The following is a 25,549-nucleotide window of genomic DNA, read 5'->3' as shown; positions in this document are numbered from 1 at the left end:
GGATGCAGATCCTCGTCGAGAACTGGCCCCTGCTGCTGCAGGGCATCGGCACCACGATCGCCCTGACGCTGCTCGGCTACGCCTTCGCGCTGGTCCTGGGCACCGTGGTCGCGGTGTGCCGGGTCAGCCCGATCCCGCCGCTGCGCTGGGCGGGGACGGTGTACGTCGAGATCTTCCGGAACATCCCGCTGCTGAGCCTGCTGATCCTGCTCGCCTTCGGGCTGCCGGACGCGGGCCTCGTGCTGCCGTACTTCTGGTGCGGCGTGCTGGGCCTGACTCTCTCGAGCGCCGCGTTCGTGGGCGAGAACATCCGCTCGGGCATCAACACGGTGCCCGTGGGCCATGCGGAGGCGGCCCGCTCGATCGGCCTGGGCTTCTTCGGGGTGCTGCGCTTCGTGGTGCTGCCGCAGGCGTTCCGCACGATGGTCCAGCCGCTCGTGAACGTCTTCATCGGCACGCTGATCGGCTCCTCGCTGTGCGCGGCGATCTCCGTCGGCGAGACCACGTACGTCACGCAGCAGCTGAACATCCGCTCGGCGGAGGCGGTGCTGCTGTTCCTCGTGGCGGGCGTCGTCTACCTCGCGCTGTCGCTGCTCGCGGCCTACGGCGGGCGCCGCCTCGAGGCGCGCCTCGCGCCGGGCGGCTCGGGCCGGCTGCGCCCGTCCGTGCGGCTCCAGGGGGCGGCGCAGGCATGAGCACCCGCAGCGCGAGCGCCACCCAGGTGCTCTTCGACGCGCCCGGCCCCCGCGGCCGGGCCAGGATCCGTCTCCTCTCCGTCCTCTCGGTGCTGGCCATCGCCGCCGTGCTCGGGCTGGGGCTGTGGCAGTTCGGCCGCAACGGGCAGCTCGCGGCCGACAAGTGGCTGCCGTACCTGCGCCGCGACTACCTCGCCTTCCTCGGTGAGGGTCTGCTGGGCACCCTGCGGGCGACGGCGGTCGCGGCCGTGGTCGCCTTCCCCTTCGGCCTGCTGCTCGCGCTCGGCCGGCTGTCCCGGCTGCGGGTGCTGAGCGCGGTCGCCGCGGCGTGGATCGAGTTCTTCCGCGGCATCCCGATGCTGCTCGTGGTCTACGCGTTCCTGCTGGCCCTGCCCGCCTACGGCGTGACCTTCCCGCGCTTCTGGATGCTCGTGATCCCGATGATCCTCGTGAGCTCCGCGACGACGGCGGAGGTGTTCCGGGCGGGGATCCGGGCCGTGGACCGCGGCCAGCACGAGGCGGGCGCGGCGATCGGCCTGACCTCGGGGCAGACCATGAGCGCGGTGATCCTGCCGCAGGCGGTGCGGCTCGTGCTGCCGAGCCTCGTGCTCGCGCTCGTGAGCCTGCTGAAGGACTCGACGCTCGGGTACGTGGTGAGCGTGAACGAGCTGCAGTTCCAGGGCAAGACGATGGTCTCGATCACCCGCTATCTCGTGCAGACGTATCTTGTGGTCTCCGGGATCTACATCGTGCTGAACATCCTGCTCACGCGCGCAGCGCACCTGCTCGACGCCCGTATGCGGCGCCGTGCCGCGACGGGCTGACCCGGCCTGACGGAAGGACCTCCCCATGTGCCGACTCCTCGGCGTCGTCAGCTTCACCCCGCGCCCGCTCGAGCGGATCGTGCCGGCGGAGCTGCCCCTGTTCACCGCGCTCTCCGAGCGGCACAAGGACGGCTGGGGCGTGGCCTGGTACCCGGATCCGCACCGCTCCCGCACGCCGGAGCTGCGCAAGGGAACGGACACGGCGCTCGCCTCGAACGCCTACGGGGACGCGGTCGCGGAGGCCCACGGCGAGGTGATCGCGGTGCACCTGCGCCGGGCGAGCGTGGGCCTCGCCCTCGAGCTCACGAACACGCATCCCTTCGTGGAGGGGGAGGTGACCTTCAGCCACAACGGCCAGTTCGACCTCTCCCCGGAGCTGCGGGAGCGGATCCTCGCGCGCGGCGGGCGCCGCCCCGAGGGCACCACGGACTCGGAGCTGTTCCTCTCGCTGATCACCGCGCATGCGCGGAAGGCGGCGGCCGACGGCGCTGCCGCTGCGGGCCCGTCCCCGCAGGACTGGGCGCTCGCCGTGCAGCGCGCCGCGGCGGAGCTCACCGCCTGGCTCCAGGAGATCGCGGGACGGCCGCCGGAGTCCCTGAACTGCTTGCTCACGACGCCGGACGCGCTCATCGCCTTCGCCCAGCACGATCCGGCGCAGGCCCCCGCGGACCAGCCCCGCGAGGTCTACGACCTGCGCTGGCGCCAGGACACCGAGCGGGTGCTCGTGAGCTCCACCGGCTACGAGCGGGCGGACTTCGCGACCCTGCCGCAGGGCGGGGCGCTGAGCATCGGCCGCACCACGCTCGCCGTCACCGAGCACCCGCCGCTCTGAGCACGTCCCTGCGGCGCGGCGCAGCGCGGCAGGCGGCTCAGCGGCCCCGGGCGAGGCGGAACACGGCGGAGTCGTCCTGCCGGCCCAGCCCCGCCTGCTTCCCGCGCTGGTAGATCTGCTCCGCGGCAGCGGCGAGCGGGACGGGCTGCCCGGCGGTGCGGGCCGCGTCGGTCACGAGCGCCATGTCCTTGACGAAGATGTCGAGGGCGGAGCGCACCTCGGGCTCCTCCTCGGCGATCATGCGCGCGCCGCGGTCGGAGAACATGAAGGAGGCGGCGGCGCCCGCCCCGAGCACCTCGTGCACCTGGGCGAGGTCGAGGCCCATCGCGTCGGCGAGGGCGAGGGCCTCGCCGGCGGCGGCGATGTGCACCCCGCACAGCAGCTGGTTGACGGCTTTGAAGCGCTGGCCGTCGCCCACGCGGCCGCCCACGACGGGTGCGGTGGCGGCGAGCAGGTCCAGGAGGGGGCGCACGGCGGCGACGGGGGCGTCGGCCCCGCCCACCATGATGAGCAGCTCCCCGGTGCCGGCGCGCGCGGTGCCGCCGGAGACGGGGGCGTCGACCACCCCGGCGATGCGCTCCGCGAGGCCCGCGGCGGCGGCCTCGACGGCGGCGGGGCCGACGGTCGAGAGCACGAGCAGCACGGCACCCGGATCGAGGGCGCCCGCGATGCCGCCCTCGCCGTGGAGCAGCTCCTCGAGCTGGGCGGGGGTCGCGACCATGACCGCGACGACGCCTGCCCCGGCCACGGCCTCGCGGGCGCACGCGGCGGTGGTGACGGCGGGGGCGAGGGTGGGCGCCGCCTGGGGGTTCACGTCGAAGGCGGTGACGGGCACGCCGGACTCGCCGAGCCGGCGGGCCATCGGCGCGCCCATGGCGCCGAGCCCGATCCAGGCTACGCGCGGGAGGGCGGGGGAGTGATCGGGGTGCTCAGGCATGGCGTGCTCCGTCGGTCGTGGCGCTGGTGGGGGTGGAGGCGGCGGGCGTCGCGGCGCGCAGGCGCTCGACGACCTCCGCGAGGGCGTCGTCCCCGCCCACGTTCCCGGGGAAGACGACGTAGGGCATGCCGAGCACCTCGGGCGGCGCCTCGTGCGGGGTGAACAGGGAGATCTGGCCGGGGAAGAACTGCCCGGCGACCTCGGCGCGGCGGATCCCGAGCCCCGAGGCGGCGACCTCGTGGGAGGTGATGCCGCCCTTGGCGACCACCCAGGAGGGGCGGTCGCCACGCAGCGCGGCGACGAGCTCGACGACGGCGTCGGAGACGCTGCGAGCGATCGCGAGGGAATCCGCGCCGTCCTCGCCGCGCACGAGGTCGCGGCTCGTGGAGAGCACGACGTCCTGCTCGCGGAGCGCCGCGCGCACCGCCTCGAGGGCCTCGCGCAGGTGCGTGCCGCGGGTCAGCGGGTCCAGCAGCGCGGGCACCGAGAGCTCGACCTCCGCGTGCCCGCCCCGCTCCTGCAGCACGCCCAGCTGCCGGGTCGTGAGGCCCACGTGCGAGCCGACGACGACGAGGCCGTGGCCGGCGCGGTCCGCGGGCACCTCGAGGTCCTCCGCGGTGAGCACGCGCGCGCCGCGCTGCCCGGCGAGGGGCCGCACGAAGCTCGGCGCGCAGCGGGTGAGGAGGGTGCGGCCGCGCGCCTCCAGGCGGGTCACGGCCTCGGCGACGACCTCGAGGTCGTCGTACTCCTCGGCGTCGACCGCGATCCATCGGCCCCCGTGCGCCGCGCCGAGGATCTGCTCGACGCGGTCCGCGCTGCCGCCGCGGATGTCCTCGAGGTCCACGCGCAGCACCTCCGGGGCGGGGACGGCCCCGCCGGAGCGCTCCTCGAGGAAGCCGGGGAGGTCCGAGCGGGTGTAGCCGAAGGTCGCGTCGCGGGCGAAGTCGGTCTGGGCGACGGGGAGCCGCTCGCCCTGGACGAGGGCGTGGTGCGTGCCGTGGGTGGTGGTGCGGCCGGCCTCGATCATCGCGGGGACCAGCAGGATCCCGTCGACCTCCCGCCCGTGGTGGGCGAGGGCGGCGGCGATCGCGGCGGGCTCGGCGATGACGTGCCCGCGCAGGGTCGAGTCGGAGCGGGAGACGACGTGCAGGCTCGCAGGGTCCACGCCCGCGGCGATCACGCCGTCCACGAGCTCCGCGGCGAGCCCGGCGGCCTCGGCCTCCTCGAGCGCGCGGCTGTTGGTGAGCACGAAGCAGGTCGAGCCGGGCTCGGCGAGGGCCGCGGCGGCGAGCGCGGCGTCCGGGCCGAGCACGACGTCCACCCCGGCCACGCACTGGGAGCCGGTCGGGTCGTCGTCGAGGACGAGCAGGCGGCGGTCGGTGGTCATGAGGGGTGTCCTTCCGGAGGGTGCGGGTGGGCGGGGTGAAGCGGGCGCGGTCAGAGCAGGGCGACGACCGGCCACAGGAGCGCCACGATGCCGAGCCCCACGATCGAGGTCGCGGTCGTCGCGACGGTGTAGGAGCGCAGCGCCGCGCCGGTGGGGACCTGGAAGTAGCGGCTCCACACCCAGAACAGCGAGTCGTTGACGTGGGAGAGCGCCATCGACCCCACGCCGATCGTCACGGCGACGAGCGCGATCTGCGGGGCGTCGAGGCCGGCGGAGACGGTCATCGGCGCGATGAGCGGGGCGGTCGTGAGGGTCGAGACGGTCGCGGAGCCCTGGGCGGCGCGGATGAACGCGGCGAGCAGCCAGGCGAGCAGCAGGATCGGCAGGCCCGTGCCCACGAGCACGTCGGAGACGGCGCCCGCCACACCGGTGCTCGCGAGCACGTGGCCGAAGGTGCCGCCCGCGCCGGTGATGAGGATGACGGCGGCGGTCGCGGGCAGCGCGGCGGCGAGCACGTCCTCCACACGACCGGCGCCCCAGCCGCGGCGCAGGCCCAGGGACCAGATCGCGAGCAGCACGCCGATGAGGAGCGCCATGGGGGAGGCGCCGACGAGGCCCAGCACGTCCCGCAGCAGGCTCCCCTCGGGCAGGACGAGCGCGGAGACCGTGCCGGCCATGATGAGCAGCAGCGGCACGAGGATGACGGTGAGCACGAGGCCCACGCCGGGGGCGCCCGCATGCCCCTCGCCGTCCTGCGCGGCGCCCTCGTCGTTCCCGGTGCCGGCGGCGAGCGTGCCCTCCGCGGGCACGGCGGAGTGGATGCGCCCGGCGAGGAACCCGCTGAGCACCTGCGCGAACAGCCACATGAGCACGGCGGGGACGAGGCCGATGAGCAGGACGAGGCCGACGTCCGCCCCCATCAGCTCGGCGCCGCCCACGATCCCCGGGTGCGGCGGCAGCACGACGTGCACCGTCAGCAGCGCCATGACGGTGGGCAGGGCGTAGGTGAGCATGTTGACGCGGCCGGGGAGGCGGCGCGCGACGGCGAGCACGATCGGCACGAGCACGATCGTGGCGACGTCGACGAAGACGGGGATGCCGAAGAGGAAGGACGCGGCGCCGAGGGCCCAGGGGGCGCGGCGCTCGCCGAAGGCGCGCAGCAGGGCGCGGGCGAGGACCTCGGCGCCGCCGGAGAGCTCGACGATCTTGCCGAGCATGGCGCCGAGCGTGACGATCAGGGCGACCGAGCCGAGGGTCTTGCCCATGCCCTCCTGGAGCAGCGGGACCACGTCGCCGAGCGGGATGCCCGCGACGAGCGCGAGGGCCACGGAGACCAGCAGCAGCGCGATGAACGGGTGGGCGCGCGCCCTGATGATCAGGACCAGGATCGCGGCGACGGAGGCGAGGCCCAGCAGGACCAGCACGGTGGGTGACATGACATCCTCATCGACATCGGGGGCGGGCCGCTTCCCGCGGACCTGTCAGATATCAGATAAGTTAGGGGTGAGCCGGGATGCTGTCAACGCGACCGGCCCGGACGACGTCGACGAGGATCGAGGAGGAGCGGCGATGAAGGCACCGGACCGTGCCCGGGGCGAGATCCTCGAGGCCATCGCCGCGGGAGAGCTCGTCGTCGGCGACCCGCTGCCCTCCGAGGCGCACCTCGCCGAGCGCTGCGGCGTCTCCCGCCTCACCGTGCGCGAGGCCGTGAGCACCCTCGCCGCCGCAGGCGTGCTCGACGTGCAGCAGGGCCGGCGCGGCCGCATCGCCCCGCCCGAGCGCTGGTCCGTGCTCGACCCCGCCGTGCTCGCCGTCCGCGCCCGCCTCACGGGGGACACCGCGGCCGTCGTCGCCGAGCTCATGGACGCGCGCCGCGTGCTCGAGGTCGGCATCGCGCGCCTCGCCGCGCCCCGCATCACCGAGGCGCACCTCGAGAGCCTGCGCCGCCAGATCGAGATCATGGAGGCGGAGGTCGACGGCGACGCCGAGCGCACCGCCCGGGCCGACGTCGCCTTCCACGAGGTGATCGTCGACGCCGCCGCGAACCCCTATCTCACCGGCGCCTTCGCCCCGCTGCAGGAGGTCCTGCTGAGCGTGCGCGTGCGCACCTCGACGCCCCGGCCCGTGCGGGTCGCGGCGATCGGCTGGCACCGCACCCTGCTCGACGCCCTCGCCGCCCGGGACGCCGACGCCGCCGAGCGCGCCATGTCCGGCCACATGGAGCAGACGGCCGCCGCGACCGACGGCGTCTCCCTCGACTGACCCGCCCCGCACCGACCGCACACCCGAACCGACCGCACCGTCCGAAGGAGCACCATGCGCATCGTCGTCACCGGAGGAGCCGGATTCCTCGGCACCCTCGTCACCGAGGCCCTGCTGGCCGGAGGGACCGCCCGCGAGGTGGTCTCCCTCGACCTCGCCCCCTCCCGCGTGCAGGACCCGCGGGTGCGCTCGGTCGTCGGCGACCTCACCGACCCCGCGGTCCTCGAGGACGCCCTGCCCGAGGGGACCGACGCCGTGCTCCACCTCGCCGCGGTGCTCTCCGGCGGCTCCGCGCAGGACTTCGACCTCTCCGAGCGCGTCAACCTCGACGGCACCCGCGCCCTGCTGGGCCGCGTGCGCGCGCTCTCCGCGCTCCGGGAGCAGCCGCTGCGCCTGGTGTTCACGAGCTCGCTCGCGGTGTTCGGCGGGGAGGTGCCGGAGATCGTCCCCGCCACCTGGGCCGCCCGTCCCGCCTCCACCTACGGCGCCTTCAAGGCGATCGGCGAGCTGCTCGTCGCCGAGCACACCCGCAAGGGCTTCGCCGACGGCCGCGTGTGCCGCCTGCCCACGATCGCCGTGCGCCCCGGCGCCCCGAACTCCGCCGCGAGCTCCTTCGCGAGCGGCATCATCCGCGAGCCGCTCCAGGGCGTGGCCTCGACCTGCCCCGTCCCGCACTCGACGCGGCTGTGGCTCGCGGGCCCACGCACCGTCGTCGCGAACCTCGTCCACGCGCTCACCCTGCCGCCCGGCGCCCTCGGCGACTGGCCCGTGCTCGACCTGCCCGGCCTCACCGTCACGGTGGGGGAGATGCTCGCGTCCCTCGAGCGCGCGGGAGGCGCGGAGGCGCGGGCCCTCGTGACCGACGAGCCGGACCCGGCGGTCGAGGAGATCGTCGGCTCCTGGCCCGGCGCCTTCGACGTCGAGCGCGCGCTCGCCCTCGGCTTCGGGAAGGACGCGTCCTTCGACGACCTGGTCGCCGAGTTCGTGGAGGACCACCTGCGCTGATCCGCCCCGGCCCGGCGGGTCAGGGCAGCAGCACCATCTTCCCGAGCGCCTCGCCGGACTCCATGAGCGCATGCGCGCGCGGCGCCTCCTCGAGCGGGAACGCACGCCACAGCGGCAGCGCGGCCCGGCCCGGGGCGACGTCGTCCACGTAGTCCTGGAGCACGTCCGCCGGGAGGTCGGAGGCCTCGCCGCCGTAGGCGCTCAGGCGCACCCCGCGCGGCAGGAAGCCGATCGGGTAGAAGTTCTCGAGGATCCATCGGTTCGAGAGCATGCCCGTGAAGCAGCCGGTCCCGCGCTCGCGCACGCACTCGAGGGTGTCGCGCAGGGTCGGGGCGCCCACGAGCTCGAGCGCGGAGTCCACGCCGCGGGGGACGAGCTCCCGCACGCGCCCGGCGATGCGGCCGTCGTCCACGACGACCTCGTCGACCCCGACCGCGCGCAGGGCCTCCGCCCGCTCGGCGCTGCGGGTCGTGGCGAGCACCCGGCTCGCGCCGAGACGCCGCGCGACGACCGCCGCGGCGAGCCCGACGGCGGAGGTCCCGCCGCGGATCAGCACCGTGTCCCCGGGGCCGACGTCCATGCCGAGGGTGAGCGCGCCGTACGCCGTCTGCAGCATCTCGGGGATCGCGCCGAGCTGCTCCCACGGCAGCGTGCTGCGCACCGGGATCACCTGCTCGCGGGGTACGCAGGTGAACTCGGCGTAGCCGCCGTCGAACGTGCGGCCCATCCCGCCCATCATCGTCACGACCGTCGTCCCCGGGGCCAGCTCGCCCGCGGGGTCGAGATCGACCTCGCCGGTCGCCTCGATGCCGAGCACCCGGGGGAGCGTGACGCCCTCGGCGAGGCCGATCCGGGTGTGGAGCTCGGAGCGGTTCATGCCGGCGGCCCGCACCCGGATCCGCACCTGAGCGGGACCGGGGGAGGGGACGGGGAGGGTGCGCAGGCGCAGCGCCGCGGGCGGTCCCGGGGCGTCCAGGACGATCGCGCGCATGGTGGTCATGTCGTCTCCTCGGTGGGGGCGTCCTCGATCTGCTCGCGCAGCCAGGCGACCTCGGTGGCGCGCACGTCCCGGGCGATGCGGAGCATGCCGCGGCGGTAGGGGTCCTCGAGCTGGGCGGAGCGCAGGGGGCGGTCCTCGGCGTCGACGAAGAAGCTCCTGCCACCCTCGAGGAAGGCGAGCCGGCGGCGCAGCACGGCCGTGCGCCCGTCGGCGTCGGAGAGGTGGGAGAGGAAGGCGAGGACGACGAAGAAGCGGGACTGGTCGCTCACGAGGGCGCCGTCGGCCCCGCGCAGGATCTCCTCGAGGCGCTCGCGGCCGGCGTCGGTGAGGGCGAGGGTGCGGCGCTCGGCCGCGGCGATGCGGGGCCGCTCGTCGACGGTCTCCGTGATCGCGCCGGCCTCGCGGAGCCGGCGGAGCGCGGGGTAGAGTGCGCCGTCGCTCACGGCGCGGGCGTGGCCGTACAGCTGCTCCATGCGGCGGCGCAGCGCGTAGCCGTGCAGGGGGCCGTCGGCCAGGAGGCCGAGGATCATCAGCTCGATCACGGAGCGACCGTACCGCAGATACCTCGTTGCGAGGTACCTCGTTTCGATGTATTTTTCTCGAGGCCGGGAAGAATCGCCGGCCACGTCCTGCCACGAGGGCGGCGATGCAGTAGTGTCGGCCGCGCACGTCCCTCGAACACCTGTACGACGCCCCGACTGACGCACCCGCACGGGAGGCCCCGTTGATCGCCTTCGAGAACGTCGGCAAGACCTATCCCGACGGGACCACCGCCGTCGAGGACTTCAGCCTCGAGATCGCCTCCCACGAGGCCGTCGTGCTCGTGGGCACCTCCGGCTCCGGCAAGACCACCCTGCTGCGCATGATCAACCGCATGGTCGATCCCAGCAGCGGCCGCGTCGCGATCGACGGCGAGGATGTCGCCGGCCTCGACCCCGTGCGCCTGCGCCGCTCGATCGGCTACGTCATGCAGGCCTCCGGGCTGCTCCCGCACCGCAGCGTGCTCGACAACGTCACCACCGTCCCCGTGCTGCGCGGCACCTCCCGGCGCGAGGCCCGCTCCCGCGCCCTCGAGCTGCTCGAGACGGTGGGCCTGGACCCGGCCCTCGCCCGCCGCTACCCCTCCCAGCTCTCCGGCGGCCAGCAGCAGCGCGTGGGGGTCGCCCGCGCCCTCGCCGCGGATCCGAACATCCTGCTCATGGACGAGCCCTTCGGTGCGGTGGACCCGATCGTCCGCGCGGACCTCCAGCAGGAGATGCTGCGGATCCAGAAGGAGCTGCACAAGACGATCGTCTTCGTCACCCACGACATCGACGAGGCCTTCCTGCTCGGCGACCGCGTCGTGCTGCTGCGCCCCGGCGGCGTCGTCGCCCAGCAGGGCACCCCGCAGGAGATCCTCGCCGCCCCGGCGGACGACTTCGTGCGCAGCTTCGTCGGCGCGGACCGCGGCACCCGCACCCTCCACGTCGAGGAGATCGAGGGCCGCCGCATCGTCGTCGACGCCGACGGCCGCGCCGCAGGCGTCCTCGAGCCCCCTGCCGGCGGGGCGGCCCGCGCATGACCTGGGTCCTCGAGAACCTCGACCTGCTCGGCTCCCGCCTGCTCGCCCACGTCCTCCAGGCGATCCCGCCGATCCTGCTCGCCTTCGTCCTCTCGCTGCCGATCGCGAAGCTCATCGCCGTGCGCGGCTGGCTGCGCACCTCCCTCACCGCGGGTGCCGGTCTGCTCTACGCGATCCCCTCGCTGCCCCTGTTCATCGTGCTCCCGCTGTTCCTCGGCACCTCGATCCGCAGCCCCCTGAACATCGTCGTCGCGCTCACGATCTACGGGCTCGCCCTCATGGTGCCGAGCGCCTCGGAGGCCCTGCGCGCCGTCAGCGGGGACACGCTGCGCGCCGCGACCGCCCAGGGCTACGCCCCCCTCCAGCGGTTCTGGCAGGTCGAGCTGCCGCTCGCCGGTCCCGCCCTCGTCGCCGGGCTGCGCGTCCTCGCCGTCTCCACCGTGTCCCTCGTGACCGTGGGCGGCGTGCTCGGCGTGCCGAGCCTCGGCATGCTCTTCATCGACGGCTTCCAGCGGGGCATCCTCGAGGAGATCCTCTCCGGGATCGTGCTCACCGTGGCCCTCGCCCTGCTCCTCGATCTGCTGATCGTCCTCGGCGCCCGGGTCGCTCTGCCCTGGGCGCGCACCCCGCGCCGGAAGGGGGCGCGAGCATGACCCAGCTCCTCGAGGCCCTCGCCTGGATCGCCGACCCCACCCGCTGGTCCGGTCCCGGCTCGATCCCCGTGCGCCTGCTCGAGCACCTCTGGTACACGCTCCTGGGCGTCGGCATCGCCGCGCTCGTCGCGATCCCGGTGGGACTGCTCGTCGGCCACACCCGCCGCGGCCGCGGTCCCGTCGTCGCGCTCAGCGGCGCCGCCCGCGCCCTGCCCACCCTGGGCCTCGTGACCCTCTTCGGGCTGTGGCTCGGGATCGGGCTCACCGCGCCCGTGCTCGCCTTCGTGATCCTCGCGATCCCCTCGCTGCTCGCCGGCGCCTACTCCGCGTGCGAGGCCGTGGACCCGCGCACCGTGGACGCCGCCCGCGCCCAGGGCATGACCGAATGGCAGATCCTCACCCGGGTCGAGGTGCCGCTGGGCCTCCCGCTGCTGATCGGCGGGGTGCGGCTCGCGGCCGTGCAGGTCGTCGCGACGGTCATGCTCGCGAGCTACATCGGCAACGGCGGCCTGGGTCGCTTCATCTTCCTGGGCCTGAACCTCTCCGACTACCCGCAGATGCTCGGCGGGTCGATCCTCGTGGTCGCCCTCGCGCTCGTCATCGACCTCGCCCTGCGCCTCGTGGAGCGGCTCACCGCCCCGCGCGGCGCCGCCCGCACCTGACCCGGCTCCACCCGCCCCTCACCCGATCCGCACCGCCCGCGTCCAGGAGGACACCATGACCACATCCCGCACCCCCCGTCCCTCGCGCGGCCCCGCGCTCGGCCGGCGCTCCTTCGCCGCGCTCGCGGGCACCGGCCTCGTTGCCGCCGGCGCCGCGGCCTGCTCGAACGAGGACCCCCTCGCGAAGGAGTCCGGCTCCGCCTCCGGCGGGTCGTCCGACGGCGGTGGCGCCGCGACCGGCGCCCTCGTCATCGGCTCGCAGCAGTACTACTCCAACGAGATCATCGCTGAGCTGTTCGCGCAGGTCCTCGAGGACTCCGGCGCGAGCGTCGAGCGGCAGTACCAGATCGGCCAGCGGGACGTGTACATGCCGGAGCTCGAGTCCGGGGCGATCGATCTGCTCCCCGAGTACCTCGGGAACCTCCTGCAGTACCTCGACGAGTCCGCCGCGACCGGCACCGCGGACGATCTCGCGACCGCCCTCGGCGAGGCCCTCCCGGACGGCCTGCGCGTGCTGCCCCACGCGGAGGCCACCGACCAGGACTCCTACACGACGACCAAGGACTTCGCCTCCCAGAACCAGCTCGCCGCCATCGGCGACCTCGCCGGGGTGGAGGACCTCAAGATCGCCGCGAACCCCGAGTTCGAGGAGCGCCCCTACGGCCCCCAGGGCGCGAAGAGCGTCTACGACGCCGACGTGACCGTCGTCCCCGTCTCCGACTCCGGCGGCCCTCTCACCCTGCAGGCGCTGCTCGACGGCACCACGCAGCTCGCGGACATCTACACCGCGGACCCGTCCATCGCCGCGAACGACCTCGTCACCCTCGAGGACCCGGAGTCGATGATCCTGCCGCAGAACGTCGCCCCGCTCGTCTCCGAGCGGATCGACGAGGACGCCGCCGCCGCGATCAAGACCGTCACCGACGTCCTCACCACCGAGGAGCTCATCGCGCTCAACACCAAGAGCGTCACCGACAAGCAGGACTCCGCGACGATCGCGAAGGCCTGGCTCACCGAGAAGGGTCTGCTGGGCTCATGAGCACGCCGGGCACCACCGGCACGGACGACGGCGCGGGCGACGGCGCGGTCGCCGGGACTGTCGACGGCGCCGCGGCGCCGGTGCACGCGCGGATCGCCGTCACCGGCGCGAGCGGGCAGCTCGGCGGCCGGGTCGCGGCGCTCCTCGCGCAGGCGGTGCTGGGCGCCGACCTGCGGCTCGTGGTCCGCGCCGCCGAGCGCGCCCCGCGGATCGACGGGGCCGAGATCGCCGTCGCGACCTACGGGGACCTCGAGGCCTGCACCGCCGCCTTCGCCGGGGTGGAGACGCTGCTGCTCGTCTCCGCCGGGGAGAGCGCGGACAGGGTCGACCAGCACCGCACGGCGGTCACGGCCGCCGCGGCGGCCGGCGTGCGCCACCTCGTCTACACCTCGTTCACGGGCGCGTCCTCGGACGCCGAGTTCACCCTCGCCCGGGACCACGGCGCCACCGAGGACGCGATCCGCGAGGCGGCGGAGGCCACCGGCATGCGCTGGACCCTGCTGCGGGACTGCTTCTACCTCGACGTGCTGCAGCCCTGGGCGGGGGAGGACCGCACCCTGCGCGGCCCCGCCGGCGAGGGGCGCTGCGCCTTCGTCGCGCGGGAGGACGTCGCCCAGGTCGCCGCACGGATCCTCGCGGCCCCGTCGGCCTTCGCGGGGAGGGTCCTCGAGCTCACGGGCGCCGAGGCGCCCACCCTCGGCGAGGTCGCCGCGCGGCTCACGGCCGCGACCGGGCTCGAGCACCGCTACGTCGACGAGACGATGGAGGAGGCCCGCGCCTCCCGCGCGCCCTACGGGGCGCCGGACTGGGAGGTCGAGGCCTGGATCAGCACGTACACCGCGATCGCCTCCGGCGCGCTCGCCGCGGTGAGCGGGCACGTGGCGGAGGTGCTGGGCCGCGAGCCGCTGCGCCTCGAGGACGTCGTGCGGGCATGAGCCGGTGACCCCCGCTGACCAGCGGGAACGACCTGGTGGTCGGGAATCGGGTGACAGCGGCCGGGGACTGCGGCAAGGTGGGGGTATGACGACCTCCGACACGCACGTGACCGTCTCCCGCATCATCGACGCCCCCGCGAAGGACATCTTCGCGCTGCTCACGCTGCCGGCGAAGCACCCGTACTTCGACGGCTCCGGCAGCGTCCGGTCCTCTGAGGACACGGAGCGCATCACGAAGTCCGGCGAGAAGTTCGTGATGAACATGCACCGCGAGGACCAGGGCGGCGACTACCGCATCCACAACCACGTCACCGCCTTCGACGAGAACAAGATGGTGGGCTGGCAGCCCGCGAACGACGACGCCCCGGACGCCCCGAAGGGCTGGGAGTGGCTCTACGAGCTGCGCGCCCAGGACGCCTCGACCACCGAGGTCGTGCTCACCTACTCCTGGGACAAGGTGACCGACAAGAAGCTGCTCGAGAAGGTGGGCTTCCCGCTCATCACCGAGGCCGAGCTCGAGCAGTCGCTGAACCTGCTCGCGGCCGCCGTCAGCGAGGCCTGAGCCGCCGAGGAGCCCGTAGTGCAACAGATGGGTTGCACTACGGGCTCCGTCATGCCACGCTGAGGTCACGCGGGACAGGTCCCGCCCGACCGAGGAGCTCCTCATGACCGGATCCACCGCCGGTACCGCCGCCCCCGACCCCACCGCCCTCACCACCGAGGACGTCCCCGACGAGATCGTCCGCTCGATCGCGATCGCCGCCCCCGCCGAACGTGTCTTCGCCCTTGTCAGCGAGCCCGGCTGGTTCATCAACGACGGCACCCGCCGCGAGCACGAGCTCACCGACCTCGGCGGCGGCCGCACCCGGGTCCTCAATCCCGTGCACGGCGCCTTCGTCATCGAGACCGTGACCCTCGAGGCGCCGCACCGCGCCGTCTTCCGCTGGCTCGGCGGCGAAGGCGAGGGCGAGGCAGGGGACGCCGAGCCGGTGAGCACCACCGTCGAGTTCACGATCGCCCCGCACGGCGACGGCGTGGAGCTCACCGTCCGCGAGAGCGGCTTCGCGAGTCTCGCCGGGGACGCGGCCATCCGTCGGCGCCGGTTCGAGGAGAACGCCGACGGCTGGATCGAGGAGCTGGGCGTCGCCCGCGCCGTGTGCGAGGCGGCGGAGTGAGCGCTCCGTCGGCCGCTCTCGCCCTCCTCGACCCCGCGGCGGACCTCCTGCTCCCCGCCCTCGCGGACCGCACCCGCCGCCGGATCCTCGTGCGCCTCGCCGAGCGGCCGGACGACGCCGGCGCCGTCGCCCGGGACCTCGAGCTCACCCGCCAGGGCGTCGCCAAGCACCTCACGGTCCTCGAGCAGGCCGGGCTCGTGCGCGCCGAGCGCAGCGCCCGCCGGCGCGTCCACACCGTGACCCCGGAGCGGGTGCGCGAGGTCTCCGACCTCCTGGGCCTCGTCGCGACCGGCTGGGAGGGCCGCCTCGCCGGGCTCAAGGCGGCCGCGGAGCAGACGGAGGGTCGCGAGGGCCCCGCCTCGATGTCCCCCTGACGTGCCCGCCGCGACTATCCTCGAGGGATGGGCAGGGTCACCGACACCGCGCGCGTGCGCACCGTCCGCGTCCGCGACGGGAAGCTGTACGCCGGCCGCAAGGGCGACCACGTCGCCGTCGAGGAGCCGCTGGACATCCGCCTGAACGGGCAGCGGCTCTCGCTCACGATGCGCACCCCGGGCCACGACGTCGAGCTGATCCACGGCTTCCTCCACGGCGAGGGGCTCATCGAGCGCCGCGAGGACGTCGCCGAGGCCCGCTACTGCGACGGCGCCGTCGTCGAGGACGAGACCGGCCTGCCCCGCAACACCTACAACGTCATGGAGTTCACGACCGCGCGGCCGCAGCTGCTGCCCGTCGCCTCCCGCGCCTTCGCCACCTCCTCCGCGTGCGGCGTGTGCGGGGCGGAGAGCATCGAGGCGGTCCGACGGCGCGGCCGCTTCACCCTCGGGGCCGACTGGCGGATCGACCCGCGCGTCGTGCTGCAGGCGGCGCGTGAGCTGGGGGAGCGCCAGCCCGTCTTCGCCCGCACCGGCGGAGTCCACGCGGCCGCGCTCGTGGGCCGCGACGGCGAGATCCTCGTGGTCCGGGAGGACGTGGGCCGTCACAACGCGGTGGACAAGGTCATCGGCTGGGCGCTGCTCGAGGACCGCCTGCCGCTCGCCGACTGCTTCCTGCTCGTCTCCTCCCGTGCGAGTTTCGAGATCGCGCAGAAGGCGGCGCTCGCCGGGGTGCCGCTGCTGGCCTGCGTCTCCGCCGCGAGCTCCCTCGCCGTGGACACGGCCGAGGCCTTCGGTATGACGCTCCTGGGCTTCGCCCGCGCGGCCGACGACGGCGACGGCCGCCTCAACGTCTACACCGGCGAGGACCGCCTCGACCTCTCCGCCGTCGAGGGCTGAGCGTGCCCCTTCTTTCTCCCCCTCCGGATGGTCCGATTCCGTTCCATCTCTGGCGCCGATCTGGAACGGAATCGGACCATCGTGGGCGTGGGCGTGGGCGTGGGCGTGGGCGTGGGCGTGGGCGTGGGTGCGGCGTGCAGCGCGCCTCTCCTCCCCACCGCGCCCTTCTCCACAGCCGCAGCCCCCGCCGGCGCGGAGCCCTGGTCCGCTCGTAGCGTCGGCCCATGCCCCCTGCTCTGCCCCGCTTCGCCGGCGTCCTGGAGCACCGCTCCGTCTGGATCTCGGTCGGCATGCACCCGCGCGATCTCGCCTCGGACTCCTTCACGACCGTCTTCCCCGGCTACCTCACGCCCACCGCGTTCCCGTGCTCGCTGAACGCGATGGGCTGGGTGCTGCAGAACAGGGCGCTGCCCGGGAGCATGCCGAGCCACGCGACGGCCGCGCTGCTGTGGGGGCTGCCGCTGCCCGCCCGGATCGAGGGCGGGATCGGGATGCTCCCGGTGGCGGAGCAGCTGGGCGACGGGACCCTCGTGGTCCCCGCCGTGCCGACCGGCACCGCCCTCGGTGACGATGCGACGCTGCCCGTGCTGCACTGCCTCCTCCCTCGAGGCGGGCGCACTCGGATCGGGCGCGGGGCGGTGGTCCATCGTGGCGGCCCGGTGGCGACGTCCCAGGTCGGCAAGCTTCACCTCCCGGTCCAGGGTGAGGTGCTCCGCCAGCTCGGGACGGTGCTGCGCCCGTGGGACCTCGTCGCCGTGGTCGAGGCGATGATCGGACCGCAGTCCCGCTACCCGGGGCAGAGCGTCGACACGCTGCATGCGGTGCTCGCGTCGAATCCTGGTCGAGCGGGGACGCCGGCGGCGCGCCGTGCGCTCGGGAGGGCGCTGCCGGATGTCCGCTCCCCGGGCGAGACGGTGATGCGTCTGGTGATCGAGGCCGTCGGACTCCCTCAGCCGGTGCCGAACCTGCGTGTCTCCGACCCCCGCGACCGGAGCGCGCGCTACATCGACCTGGCCTGGGAGGACGTTCGGCTCGGGCTCGAGTATGACGGCGACGGGCATCGGACCACGAAGGGGCAATGGCGCCGTGACGAGGAGCGGCGGGACCAGCTGGCGGGGCTGGGGTGGACGCTCGTCCGCGCGAACGGCGATGACCTCCGGCGGCCGCTGCGGATCCTGCTGCGGATCCGGGACGCCCTGGCTCGCCACGGCGCGGTGGTGCCCGACGCCGCACGGATCCGACGCCGGCTCGCCGCGGTCGTCGCGACACACCCCGCGGCACGCATGGATCGGTGACGGCAGCGTGGCCCGGCTCCTGCTCCGGTGCGCGCGCCCCGGGGAGCGACCCGCCTCTCGCGCCCGATGGTCCGATTCCGTTCCAGATCTGAGCTCGCAATGGAACGGAATCGGACCTTCGAGGGAGCTTCCCTAGGATCGCGGAGTGACCTCCGACGACGCTGCTCCCGCCTCCGCCTCCGCCTCCGCCTCCGCCTCCGACTCCGCCCCCGGCCCCGCCGCCCCCGACGCTGCCGCCCCCGCCGACACCACTGACGCCGCTTCATCGGACGCCGCCGTCCGCAGCTTCTGGGCCGAGGCCCGGGCCGCCCACCCCGAGCTGCCGGCCGATCCGCCCGAGGCCTGGGCCTTCGGTGCGACGCCCGAGCACGCCGACGGCCTGCTGGCCCTCGTGCTCGACGGGACGAAGTCCGCCACCGCGAGCTCCCTCGCGGACTACGACGAGCCGGACAGCGAGCCGATGCCCGTCGTCGGCCTCCTCTCCGTGATCCTCGACGGTGCGGGAGCGCCGCGCGCGGTGCTCGAGGTGACCGGCGTCGACGTGGTGCCCTTCGACGAGGTGACGGCCGAGCATGCGCACGCCGAGGGGGAGGGGGACCGCAGCCTCGCCGCCTGGCGCGAGATCCACGAGCGCTTCTGGCGCGACTACTCGGCCGCCGGGTTCGCGCCGGACATGCCCGTGGTCTGCGAGCGCTTCCGCGTCGTGCATCCCGCCCGTCCGGAGAGCTGACCCCGATCTCGTCACGGCTCGCGCACCCTGCCTATCCGGCGCTGCTCGCCGGGCTCACGGCCTGATCGCTCCCCGTCCCGCTCTCCGATGGCCCGATTCCGTTCCAGAACGGCGCCCCGGATGGAACGGAATCGGACCATCCATAGGGGAGCGGAGGGGGCAGGGGCGCGCGGTCGGGCCGGGGGGCGGCGAAGTGGGGGCGGGAGAAGTCGCGGGGGCGGGGAGCTGCTGGGCGCCCGCCGCGACGCGCCGGCCGCGCCCGCTCACCCCAGGGCGAGCAGGCTCTGGGCGGTGACCTCGTCGACGACGAGGTCGGTGGCGACGCCCGCGCGGAGGGCGGCGCGCAATGGCACGGCCTTCCGGCTGCCGGCGGCGAGGAGCAGGCGGCGAGGGATGCGGGCGAGCTGGGCGGGGCTCGGGCCGGTGCCGCGGTTGTTCATGCCGATGCCCTTCCAGGTGCCGTCCGCGCGGAGGAAGACGGTGCACACGTCGCCGACGGCGCCGTCGGCGCGGAGGGAGCGGCGGTCCTCCGGGGTGAGGTAGTTGTTCGTGTAGACGTGGCTGGGGACCTCGGCGTCGAAGGCGCCCACGCTGAAGACGGCGAGCGTGCACTGGCGCTGCACGTGGAGGACCCGCTGCACGGAGCGCTCCTGCCACATGGCCTGGCGGGTGGAGGCGTGGTCGAAGAAGGCGGGCACGGGGAAGTGGTGCACGGTCGCGTCCCAGAGCCCGGCGGCCTTCGCGAGCACGGCGGACACGTAGGTCATGCCGGAGCCCTCGGTGTTGATGGCACCGTTGAGCTGGACGATGCGCAGTCCGGGGGTGGGCGCGGGGCGCAGGCGGGCGACGAGGTTCGAGGTGGTGGTGCCCCAGGCGAGGCCGATGGTCATGTCCGGCTCGAGCATCTCCTCGAGCAGTGACGCGCCCGCCTCGGCGACGGCGGCGAGGCGCTCGCGCTCGCCGGGCTCGGGGGCGGCGACGACGTGGGCGCGGACGCCGAAGCGCTCGGCGAGGCGGTGGCGGAGCTCGTCGGCCCGGTAGGCGCCGGGCGGGTGGAGGGAGATGGTGACGAGGCCTTCGTCGCGGGCGTCGCGCAGGAGGCGGGAGACGGTGGAGCGGGAGACGGCGAGGGACTGGGCGATGGTCTCCATCGTCTGGCCCTCGTCGTAGTACATCCGTGCAGCCGCGAAGGCGTGCTCGAGGCGGTTCCCGGCGCTCATGGCACCAGTCTTGCACGTTCGTGCACCCCGCTTGCCAACGCTGCACGACAGTTCCACGATGGTCGGCGAACACGGCAACAGCGAAGGAGCTCCTCGAATGTCCGCACTGCAGCGGTCCGCCCTCACCCCCGAGAACCGTGCCGAGCACCTGGCGCGGCTCCGCGCCGCCACCTCCGAGTCGCCGCTGGACGTGCTCGTCGTGGGCGGCGGCGTCAACGGCGCCGGCGCCGCGTTCGACGCCTCGACCCGCGGGCTCTCCGTCGGCCTCGTCGAGCGCCACGACTGGGCCTCCGGCACCTCGTCCCGCTCCTCGAAGCTCATGCACGGCGGCCTGCGCTACCTGCAGATGCTCGACTTCAAGCTCGTCGCCGAGGCCCTGCGCGAGCGCGACCTGCTGCTCGAGACGACGGCCCCCCACCTGGTGCGGCCTATCAAGTTCGTCTTCCCGTTCTTCCGCAAGGTGATCGACCGCACGTACATCGGCGCCGGCGTGACCCTCTACGACGCCATGCAGTCCGTGGGTCGCAAGCGCGCGGTGCCCTTCCACCGCCACCTCATGCACGAGAAGATGCTCGAGGTGTTCCCGGGCCTGGACGGCGAGAAGATCGTCGGCGCCCTCGAGTACTTCGACGCGCAGGTGGACGACGCCCGCTTCGTCATGATGCTCGTGCGCTCCGCCGCCCAGCACGACGCCGCGGTCGCGAACTACACCTCCGTCGTCTCCTACCTCCACGAGGGCGAGCGCGTCGTCGGCGTGCGCGTGCGCGACGAGGAGACCGGGGAGGAGTTCGACGTCCACGCTCGCGAGGTCATCCTCGCCGGCGGCGTCTGGACCCAGGACCAGCAGGAGCTCGCCGGGGCCGACGCCGGCCTCGAGGTCCTCGCCTCCAAGGGCATCCACATCACCGTCGCCCGCGACACCATCCGCGCCGTGCCGGACACCGGCATCATCACGCAGACCGAGAAGTCCGTCCTCTTCATCATCCCGTGGGACGAGTACTGGGTCATCGGCACCACGGACACCCCGTGGAAGGAGGACCCGACGGCCGTCGGCGCGACCTCCGACGACATCGACTACGTGCTCGAGCACGCGAACGCCGTGCTCTCCCACGACCTCACCCGCGAGGACGTCATCGGCGTCTACACGGGCCTGCGCCCGCTGCTGCAGCCGGTGAAGAAGGGCTCGGACGGCTCGACGTCCACGAAGGTCTCCCGCGAGCACACCGTCATGGAGGTGGAGCCGGGCCTCACCGCGATCGCGGGCGGCAAGTACACCACCTACCGCGTCATGGCGGAGGACGTCGTGGACTTCGCGACCCGCACGAGCTTCCCGGGCCGCCCGAGCCTCACCCGCACGGTCCCCGTGATCGGCGCGCAGGGCCTCGCGGAGCTGAAGCGGGACAAGGGCGCGATCGCCGTGCAGCACGGTTGGGAGGAGATCCGTATCGACCGCCTGATCTTCCGCTACGGCACCCTGCTGCGGGACGTCCTCACGCTGATCGACGAGGACCCCTCGCTCGCGACCCCGCTCGAGCACGCCCCCCGCTACGTGCGCGCCGAGGCCGTCTACGCGGTGCGCGCCGAGGGCGCCCGCCACCTGGCCGACGTCCTCCAGCGCCGCACCCGCCTGGACTACGAGACCCGGGACCGCGGCGTCGCGGCGGCCGAGGAGATCGCCGCCCTCATCGCCCCCGAGCTCGGCTGGGACGAGGCCACCGCCCAGCGCGAGGTCGAGACCTACCGCGCCTACATCGACGCCCGCCTCGCCGGCGAGGCGACCCATACCGACGCGGAGGTCGCCGCGGCGATCGCCGCGGTCCCGGAGGTGCCCGTCAGGGCCTGATCCGGTCGGCGCCGGGGACACCCCTCCCCGGCGCCCCGAGGGCGGGCACGGAGCCCGCCCTCGCCCCGCCCCCGCGCCAGCGTGCGCACCCCGCCCCGGCACCACCGGGGCCCCCGGCCCGCCACCTGCGGGACGGCTCTCGACGAGGAGAACCTATGGGAACCATCGGAACGATCCTGCTCTCGGAGATCGCGGGCACCGCGATGCTCATCGTGCTGGGCGTCGGCGTGGTCGCGAACCACGCCCTGAACAAGACGGGCGGCCATGGCGGCGGCCCGCTCATGATCCACTGGGGCTGGGGCCTCGCGGTCTTCGCGGGCGTGTTCGTCGCCTACAAGACCGGCGCGCACCTCAACCCCGCGGTCACCGTGGGCCTGCTGGCCAGCGGCGCCGCTGAGTACGCCCCCGGCATCCCGGTCACCTTCGGGACCACGATCACCTACTTCGCGGCGGAGATGATCGGCGCGATCCTGGGCGCGGTCATCGTGTACCTCGCCTACAAGAAGCACTACGACGAGACCCCCGACGGCCCCACCAAGCTCGGCACCTTCTCCACCGCCCCCGGCATCCGCGCCTACGGCTGGAACCTGGTCACCGAGATCATCGCGACCTTCGTGCTCGTCTTCGTGATCATCCAGTTCGGCAACACCCCGAGCGGCCTCGGCCCGCTCGCCGTCGCGCTGCTGGTCGTCGCGATCGGCGCCTCCCTCGGCGGCCCCACCGGGTACGCCATCAACCCCGCCCGTGACCTCGGCCCCCGCATCGCGCACGCGCTGCTGCCGATCAAGGACAAGGGCTCCTCGGACTGGGGCTACGCGTGGGTCCCGGTCGTCGGCCCCGTGATCGGCGGCATCCTCGCCGGTGTGGCCTCGCTCGTGTTCTTCTGAGCTGCAGCACCCCTCTCCTGAGCCCCGCGGCGGCGGCGATCCGTCCCCGCCGCCGCTCCCACCCCCTACCGTGAAACCATCCGACGAAGGAGTCACCATGTCCGACGCACCGCAGTACATCCTCGCGATCGACCAGGGCACCACCTCGACCCGTGCGATCGTCTTCGACCACGGCGGCCAGATCGTCGCCTCCGGTCAGAAGGAGCACGAGCAGATCTTCCCCAAGGCCGGCTGGGTCGAGCACGATCCCGCCGAGATCTGGAAGAACACCCGCGACGTCGTGGGCCAGGCGCTCGTCAACGCCGACATCAACCGTCACCAGCTCGCCGCCGTCGGCATCACCAACCAGCGCGAGACCGCGGTGGTGTGGGACAGGACCACCGGCGAGGCCGTCTACAACGCGATCGTCTGGCAGGACACCCGCACGCAGCGCATCTGCGACGAGCTGGGCGGCGACGAGGGCGCGGACAAGTACAAGGAGCGCGTGGGCCTCCCGCTCGCCACCTACTTCTCCGGCCCCAAGGTCAAGTGGATCCTCGACAACGTCGACGGCGCCCGCGAGAAGGCGGAGAAGGGCGACCTGCTCTTCGGCAACACCGACTCGTGGCTCGTCTGGAACCTGACCGGCGGCGTCAACGGCGGCGTGCACGTCACCGACGTCACCAACGCCTCCCGCACGATGCTCATGAACATCGACACCCTCGACTGGAACGAGGACATCGCGAAGGACATGGGGATCCCGCTCTCCATGCTCCCCGAGATCAAGTCCTCCTCCGAGGTGTACGGCAAGGGCCGCAAGAACGACCTGCTCATCGACACCCCGATCGCCGGCATCCTCGGCGACCAGCAGGCCGCGACCTTCGGCCAGGCCTGCTTCGAGGTGGGCCAGGCCAAGAACACCTACGGCACCGGCAACTTCATGCTCATCAACACCGGCGAGGAGCTGGTGCGCAGCGAGAACGGTCTGCTCACGACCGTCGCCTACAAGATCGGCGACAGCAAGCCGGTCTACGCGCTCGAGGGCTCGGTCGCCGTGACCGGCTCGCTCGTGCAGTGGGTGCGCGACAACCTGGGCCTGATCAGGACCGCCCCGGAGATCGAGGATCTCGCCAAGAAGGTCGACGACAACGGCGGCTGCTACGTCGTCCCCGCCTTCTCCGGTCTCTTCGCCCCGTACTGGAAGGCCGACGCCCGCGGCGCGATCGTGGGCCTGACCCGCTACATCACGAAGAACCACATCGCGCGGGCCACCCTCGAGGCCACCGCCTTCCAGTCCGCCGAGCTGCTCGAGGCCATGAACGCGGACTCCGGCGTGGACCTCACCGAGCTCAAGGTCGACGGCGGCATGGTCATGAACGAGACGCTCATGCAGTTCCAGGCCGACATCCTCGGCGTGCCCGTGGTGCGCCCGAAGGTCATCGAGACCACCGCCCTCGGCGCCGCCTACGCGGCCGGCATCGCGGTGGGCTTCTGGTCCGGCGAGCAGGACGTCATCGACAACTGGGACGAGGACAAGCGCTGGGAGCCGGACATGGACCCGGAGACCCGTGAGCGCAGCCTCCGCCTCTGGAAGAAGGCCGTGGAGCGCACCTTCGACTGGGTGGACGACGACGTCGAGGCTCTGAACGGCTGATCGACGTGCTGCGAGGGACGAGCGGTAGGAGATCAGCCATCCAGTACGGCTGATTCATTGATCTGCTGATCGACCGCGTCCGACGCCAGGGGCCGGCGGTCACCTCCCGAGGGAGGTGACCGCCGGCCCTCGTCGTGCCCGCCTCAGGCCTCCCGCTGCCGCCGGGCGAGGGCGTGGGCGACGTCCCGGGTCGCGGGGTAGAGGTCCCGGTACAGGCCGTAGAGCTCGTCGTACGTCTCCCGCAGGGCGGGGTCGGGGCGTACCTCGTGGTCCGTGCCCTGCCAGGGGCCGGTGTCGATGCCGTGGGCGAGCTCCGCGGCGAGCATCGCCCCGCCGTAGCAGGCGCCGATCGTGCAGCGGGGGATGCGCTGGGGGAGCCCGGTGACGTCGGAGACGATCTGCGGCCACAGGTCCGTGCGGGCGCCGCCGCCCACGGCGACGACCCGGTCGATGCGGGCGCCGGCGGCGGCCATCGCCTCGAGGTGGTGGCGCACGCCGAGGGCGGCGGCCTCGAGGGCGGCGCGGTAGAGGTCGCCGCGGGTGTGGGAGAGGGTGAGCCCGGCGATCACGCCGCGGGCGTCGGGGTCGTGCAGCGGGGAGCGCTCCCCGGCGACGTAGGGGAGCATGAGCAGGCCGCGCGCGCCGGGCCCGCTCGCGGCGGCCTCGCCCACGAGGTCGCCGTAGTCGTCCCCGCCGGTGAGCTCGCGCAGCCAGCCGGTGATCGCGCCGGAGGCCGCCATGCCGCCGGAGAGGGTCCAGCCGCCGGGCGCGGTGCCGGCGGTCGCCCAGAGCTCGCGGCCGGGGAGCAGCTCCGCGGTGCGGGCGACGAGGAAGGTCGTGGTGCCGTACATGAGCATCATGTCGCCGGGGTGCTCGGTGCCGGCGCCGCGGGCCTCGGCCCAGGCGTCGATGGTGCCGGTGATGACGGGGGTGCCCGCGGCGATCCCGGGGAGCGCCGCGGCGGCCTGCGCGGTGACGGTCCCGGCGGCCTCGCCGGCCCAGCGCAGCTCGGGCAGCTCGATGCCGGGGGCGACGCGCGCGGCCCATTCCTCGTCCCAGCGCCCGGACCGCAGGTCGTAGAGGGGTGCGGCCTGGCTCGCGGAGGCGTGGTCGAGCACGTACTGCCCGGTGAGGCGGAAGGCGAGGTGGCTCGCGGTCATGAAGAGCCGACGGGCGCGAGCATAGACCTCGGGCTCCTCCTCGGCGACCCAGGCGATCTTGGGTCCGGCGGCCTGGGCGGTGAGCACGCAGCCGCAGCGCTCGAGGATCGCGTCGTCGCCGAGCTCGGCGCGCAGGCGGTCGATCTGCATGCCGGAGCGGGTGTCCACGCCATAGAGGATCGCGGGACGCACGGGGGTGCCGTCGGCCCCGGCGAGGAGCACGCACGGTCCCATGCCGGAGAGCCCGATCCCGGTGACCTCGACGCCGTCGCCGGCGGGGCCGGTGAGCAGCTCGGCGGCCATGGAGACGAGCTCGTCCCACCAGATCCCGCCGTCCATCTCGACGTGCCCGGGGCGGGGCCGGTCCACGGTGTGCTCGCGCACGGCGGTCGCGAGGACGGTGCCGTCGAGCGTCACGAGGATCGCCTTGCTCGCGGAGGTGCCGACGTCGACCCCCAGCACGGCGGGGGTGGCCCCGCGCGGTGCGTCCGTGCGCGGTGCCCGCGTCACGCCTGCTCGCATGCCCTGTCCTCCGTCTCG

Annotated in this window: 26 protein-coding genes; 19 read left to right on the top strand and 7 right to left on the bottom strand. The window is 73.9% G+C overall.

The features are described 5' to 3' along the window. Nucleotides 1-2: 2 nt before the first annotated feature. The 3 genes from ABD080_RS03725 to ABD080_RS03715 are packed head-to-tail and all read left to right on the top strand — an operon-like array spanning nt 3 to nt 2,351. On the top strand, nt 3-695 hold the full coding sequence (locus tag ABD080_RS03725) for an amino acid ABC transporter permease (protein WP_137769207.1): 693 nt from the start codon (nt 3-5) through the stop codon (nt 693-695). After that, the gene (locus ABD080_RS03720; RefSeq protein WP_137769206.1) at nt 692-1,519 is read left to right on the top strand and encodes an amino acid ABC transporter permease; all 828 of its coding nucleotides are present in this window, start codon (nt 692-694) and stop codon (nt 1,517-1,519) included. The genes ABD080_RS03725 and ABD080_RS03720 overlap by 4 nt, the downstream gene beginning before the upstream one ends. 25 nt (nt 1,520-1,544) lie before the next feature. Continuing rightward, nucleotides 1,545-2,351: a class II glutamine amidotransferase gene (locus ABD080_RS03715; RefSeq protein ID WP_343903686.1), complete on the top strand. Its 807-nt coding sequence runs from the start codon at nt 1,545-1,547 to the stop codon at nt 2,349-2,351. Between the two features lie 37 nt (nt 2,352-2,388). On the opposite strand, the gene ABD080_RS03710 is transcribed toward ABD080_RS03715, so the two are convergent. The 3 genes from ABD080_RS03710 to ABD080_RS03700 are packed head-to-tail and all read right to left on the bottom strand — an operon-like array spanning nt 2,389 to nt 6,111. Continuing rightward, complete coding sequence (locus ABD080_RS03710; protein ID WP_343903685.1) at nt 2,389-3,288, bottom strand: NAD(P)-dependent oxidoreductase; 900 nt, start codon at nt 3,286-3,288, stop codon at nt 2,389-2,391. Continuing rightward, entirely contained in the window at nt 3,281-4,675 is a 1,395-nt protein-coding gene (locus tag ABD080_RS03705; RefSeq protein WP_343903684.1) for a four-carbon acid sugar kinase family protein, read from the bottom strand. The genes ABD080_RS03710 and ABD080_RS03705 overlap by 8 nt, the downstream gene beginning before the upstream one ends. Before the next feature lie 50 nt (nt 4,676-4,725). After that, the gene (locus tag ABD080_RS03700; RefSeq protein ID WP_343903683.1) at nt 4,726-6,111 is read right to left on the bottom strand and encodes a GntT/GntP/DsdX family permease; all 1,386 of its coding nucleotides are present in this window, start codon (nt 6,109-6,111) and stop codon (nt 4,726-4,728) included. A 133-nt stretch (nt 6,112-6,244) separates the two neighbouring features. On the opposite strand from ABD080_RS03700, the gene ABD080_RS03695 reads away from it, so the two are divergent. Then, entirely contained in the window at nt 6,245-6,937 is a 693-nt protein-coding gene (locus ABD080_RS03695) for a FadR/GntR family transcriptional regulator (protein WP_259361223.1), read from the top strand. A 54-nt stretch (nt 6,938-6,991) separates the two neighbouring features. After that, a complete protein-coding gene (denD, locus tag ABD080_RS03690; RefSeq protein WP_343903682.1) occupies nt 6,992-7,942 on the top strand; it encodes a D-erythronate dehydrogenase in 951 nt (316 codons plus the stop codon). 19 nt (nt 7,943-7,961) lie between these two features. Here the strand turns inward: denD and ABD080_RS03685 are convergent, their stop codons facing one another. Together ABD080_RS03685 and ABD080_RS03680 are read right to left on the bottom strand one after the other, a co-directional pair. Then, nucleotides 7,962-8,942 carry a zinc-binding dehydrogenase gene (locus ABD080_RS03685; protein ID WP_343903681.1) on the bottom strand — a complete coding sequence of 327 codons (981 nt, stop codon included), beginning with the start codon at nt 8,940-8,942 and terminating at the stop codon, nt 7,962-7,964. Beyond that, nucleotides 8,939-9,484, bottom strand: coding sequence for a PadR family transcriptional regulator (locus ABD080_RS03680; protein ID WP_343903680.1), 546 nt, complete (start codon nt 9,482-9,484; stop codon nt 8,939-8,941). Before ABD080_RS03680 ends, ABD080_RS03685 begins: the two co-directional genes overlap by 4 nt. Before the next feature lie 182 nt (nt 9,485-9,666). Between ABD080_RS03680 and ABD080_RS03675 the strand changes: the two genes are divergently transcribed. From ABD080_RS03675 to ABD080_RS03625, 11 genes are all read left to right on the top strand, one after another. Further along, a complete protein-coding gene (locus ABD080_RS03675) occupies nt 9,667-10,503 on the top strand; it encodes an ABC transporter ATP-binding protein (RefSeq protein ID WP_343903679.1) in 837 nt (278 codons plus the stop codon). Continuing rightward, entirely contained in the window at nt 10,500-11,156 is a 657-nt protein-coding gene (locus ABD080_RS03670; RefSeq protein ID WP_137769203.1) for an ABC transporter permease, read from the top strand. The genes ABD080_RS03675 and ABD080_RS03670 overlap by 4 nt, the downstream gene beginning before the upstream one ends. Next, entirely contained in the window at nt 11,153-11,818 is a 666-nt protein-coding gene (locus tag ABD080_RS03665; RefSeq protein ID WP_137769202.1) for an ABC transporter permease, read from the top strand. Before ABD080_RS03670 ends, ABD080_RS03665 begins: the two co-directional genes overlap by 4 nt. A gap of 55 nt (nt 11,819-11,873) precedes the next feature. Further along, complete coding sequence (locus tag ABD080_RS03660) at nt 11,874-12,857, top strand: ABC transporter substrate-binding protein (RefSeq protein ID WP_264451415.1); 984 nt, start codon at nt 11,874-11,876, stop codon at nt 12,855-12,857. Further along, a complete protein-coding gene (locus ABD080_RS03655; RefSeq protein ID WP_264451416.1) occupies nt 12,854-13,792 on the top strand; it encodes an NmrA family NAD(P)-binding protein in 939 nt (312 codons plus the stop codon). The genes ABD080_RS03660 and ABD080_RS03655 overlap by 4 nt, the downstream gene beginning before the upstream one ends. Before the next feature lie 85 nt (nt 13,793-13,877). After that, entirely contained in the window at nt 13,878-14,354 is a 477-nt protein-coding gene (locus tag ABD080_RS03650; RefSeq protein WP_343903678.1) for an SRPBCC domain-containing protein, read from the top strand. 103 nt (nt 14,355-14,457) lie between these two features. Next, nucleotides 14,458-14,967 (top strand): SRPBCC domain-containing protein, encoded by a 510-nt coding sequence (locus ABD080_RS03645; protein WP_264451417.1) that lies wholly within the window; start codon nt 14,458-14,460, stop codon nt 14,965-14,967. After that, entirely contained in the window at nt 14,964-15,341 is a 378-nt protein-coding gene (locus ABD080_RS03640) for an ArsR/SmtB family transcription factor (protein WP_343903677.1), read from the top strand. Before ABD080_RS03645 ends, ABD080_RS03640 begins: the two co-directional genes overlap by 4 nt. A 27-nt stretch (nt 15,342-15,368) precedes the next feature. Continuing rightward, complete coding sequence (gene fdhD / locus ABD080_RS03635; RefSeq protein WP_343903676.1) at nt 15,369-16,241, top strand: formate dehydrogenase accessory sulfurtransferase FdhD; 873 nt, start codon at nt 15,369-15,371, stop codon at nt 16,239-16,241. A 224-nt stretch (nt 16,242-16,465) separates the two neighbouring features. Further along, a complete protein-coding gene (locus tag ABD080_RS03630) occupies nt 16,466-17,536 on the top strand; it encodes a hypothetical protein (protein WP_343903675.1) in 1,071 nt (356 codons plus the stop codon). 319 nt (nt 17,537-17,855) lie between these two features. Beyond that, nucleotides 17,856-18,266 carry an ASCH domain-containing protein gene (locus tag ABD080_RS03625; protein ID WP_343904628.1) on the top strand — a complete coding sequence of 137 codons (411 nt, stop codon included), beginning with the start codon at nt 17,856-17,858 and terminating at the stop codon, nt 18,264-18,266. 263 nt (nt 18,267-18,529) lie between these two features. On the opposite strand, the gene ABD080_RS03620 is transcribed toward ABD080_RS03625, so the two are convergent. Next, nucleotides 18,530-19,486: a sugar-binding transcriptional regulator gene (locus tag ABD080_RS03620; RefSeq protein WP_343903674.1), complete on the bottom strand. Its 957-nt coding sequence runs from the start codon at nt 19,484-19,486 to the stop codon at nt 18,530-18,532. 97 nt (nt 19,487-19,583) lie between these two features. On the opposite strand from ABD080_RS03620, the gene ABD080_RS03615 reads away from it, so the two are divergent. The 3 genes from ABD080_RS03615 (at nt 19,584) to glpK (ending at nt 23,849) form a co-directional block, all read left to right on the top strand. Continuing rightward, nucleotides 19,584-21,329, top strand: coding sequence for a glycerol-3-phosphate dehydrogenase/oxidase (locus tag ABD080_RS03615; protein ID WP_343903673.1), 1,746 nt, complete (start codon nt 19,584-19,586; stop codon nt 21,327-21,329). Between the two features lie 155 nt (nt 21,330-21,484). Then, nucleotides 21,485-22,216 carry an MIP/aquaporin family protein gene (locus ABD080_RS03610; protein WP_343903672.1) on the top strand — a complete coding sequence of 244 codons (732 nt, stop codon included), beginning with the start codon at nt 21,485-21,487 and terminating at the stop codon, nt 22,214-22,216. A gap of 97 nt (nt 22,217-22,313) precedes the next feature. Beyond that, on the top strand, nt 22,314-23,849 hold the full coding sequence (gene glpK, locus ABD080_RS03605) for a glycerol kinase GlpK (protein WP_264451424.1): 1,536 nt from the start codon (nt 22,314-22,316) through the stop codon (nt 23,847-23,849). Nucleotides 23,850-23,992: 143 nt separating this feature from the next. On the opposite strand, the gene ABD080_RS03600 is transcribed toward glpK, so the two are convergent. Then, nucleotides 23,993-25,531 carry an FGGY-family carbohydrate kinase gene (locus tag ABD080_RS03600; protein WP_343903671.1) on the bottom strand — a complete coding sequence of 513 codons (1,539 nt, stop codon included), beginning with the start codon at nt 25,529-25,531 and terminating at the stop codon, nt 23,993-23,995. Between the last annotated feature and the right edge of the window lie 18 nt (nt 25,532-25,549).

Source organism: Brachybacterium rhamnosum (assembly GCF_039526185.1).
GTDB lineage: Bacteria > Actinomycetota > Actinomycetes > Actinomycetales > Dermabacteraceae > Brachybacterium > Brachybacterium rhamnosum.
Note: the sequence above shows the minus strand (reverse complement) of the source record. Positions and strands in the feature narration are given on the sequence as shown.

Bases quoted from the DNA above. Each gene is read 5' to 3' on its own strand.
- ABD080_RS03725 (WP_137769207.1), top strand. From the start codon at position 3: ATGCAGATCCTCGTCGAGAACTGGCCCCTGCTGCTGCAGGGCATCGGC.
- ABD080_RS03720 (WP_137769206.1), top strand. From the start codon at position 692: ATGAGCACCCGCAGCGCGAGCGCCACCCAGGTGCTCTTCGACGCGCCC.
- ABD080_RS03715 (WP_343903686.1), top strand. From the start codon at position 1,545: ATGTGCCGACTCCTCGGCGTCGTCAGCTTCACCCCGCGCCCGCTCGAG.
- ABD080_RS03710 (WP_343903685.1), bottom strand. From the start codon at position 3,288: ATGCCTGAGCACCCCGATCACTCCCCCGCCCTCCCGCGCGTAGCCTGG.
- ABD080_RS03705 (WP_343903684.1), bottom strand. From the start codon at position 4,675: ATGACCACCGACCGCCGCCTGCTCGTCCTCGACGACGACCCGACCGGC.
- ABD080_RS03700 (WP_343903683.1), bottom strand. From the start codon at position 6,111: ATGTCACCCACCGTGCTGGTCCTGCTGGGCCTCGCCTCCGTCGCCGCG.
- ABD080_RS03695 (WP_259361223.1), top strand. From the start codon at position 6,245: ATGAAGGCACCGGACCGTGCCCGGGGCGAGATCCTCGAGGCCATCGCC.
- denD (WP_343903682.1), top strand. From the start codon at position 6,992: ATGCGCATCGTCGTCACCGGAGGAGCCGGATTCCTCGGCACCCTCGTC.
- ABD080_RS03685 (WP_343903681.1), bottom strand. From the start codon at position 8,942: ATGACCACCATGCGCGCGATCGTCCTGGACGCCCCGGGACCGCCCGCG.
- ABD080_RS03670 (WP_137769203.1), top strand. From the start codon at position 10,500: ATGACCTGGGTCCTCGAGAACCTCGACCTGCTCGGCTCCCGCCTGCTC.
- ABD080_RS03665 (WP_137769202.1), top strand. From the start codon at position 11,153: ATGACCCAGCTCCTCGAGGCCCTCGCCTGGATCGCCGACCCCACCCGC.
- ABD080_RS03660 (WP_264451415.1), top strand. From the start codon at position 11,874: ATGACCACATCCCGCACCCCCCGTCCCTCGCGCGGCCCCGCGCTCGGC.
- ABD080_RS03655 (WP_264451416.1), top strand. From the start codon at position 12,854: ATGAGCACGCCGGGCACCACCGGCACGGACGACGGCGCGGGCGACGGC.
- ABD080_RS03650 (WP_343903678.1), top strand. From the start codon at position 13,878: ATGACGACCTCCGACACGCACGTGACCGTCTCCCGCATCATCGACGCC.
- ABD080_RS03645 (WP_264451417.1), top strand. From the start codon at position 14,458: ATGACCGGATCCACCGCCGGTACCGCCGCCCCCGACCCCACCGCCCTC.
- fdhD (WP_343903676.1), top strand. From the start codon at position 15,369: ATGGGCAGGGTCACCGACACCGCGCGCGTGCGCACCGTCCGCGTCCGC.
- ABD080_RS03630 (WP_343903675.1), top strand. From the start codon at position 16,466: ATGCCCCCTGCTCTGCCCCGCTTCGCCGGCGTCCTGGAGCACCGCTCC.
- ABD080_RS03620 (WP_343903674.1), bottom strand. From the start codon at position 19,486: ATGAGCGCCGGGAACCGCCTCGAGCACGCCTTCGCGGCTGCACGGATG.
- ABD080_RS03615 (WP_343903673.1), top strand. From the start codon at position 19,584: ATGTCCGCACTGCAGCGGTCCGCCCTCACCCCCGAGAACCGTGCCGAG.
- ABD080_RS03610 (WP_343903672.1), top strand. From the start codon at position 21,485: ATGGGAACCATCGGAACGATCCTGCTCTCGGAGATCGCGGGCACCGCG.
- glpK (WP_264451424.1), top strand. From the start codon at position 22,314: ATGTCCGACGCACCGCAGTACATCCTCGCGATCGACCAGGGCACCACC.
- ABD080_RS03600 (WP_343903671.1), bottom strand. From the start codon at position 25,531: ATGCGAGCAGGCGTGACGCGGGCACCGCGCACGGACGCACCGCGCGGG.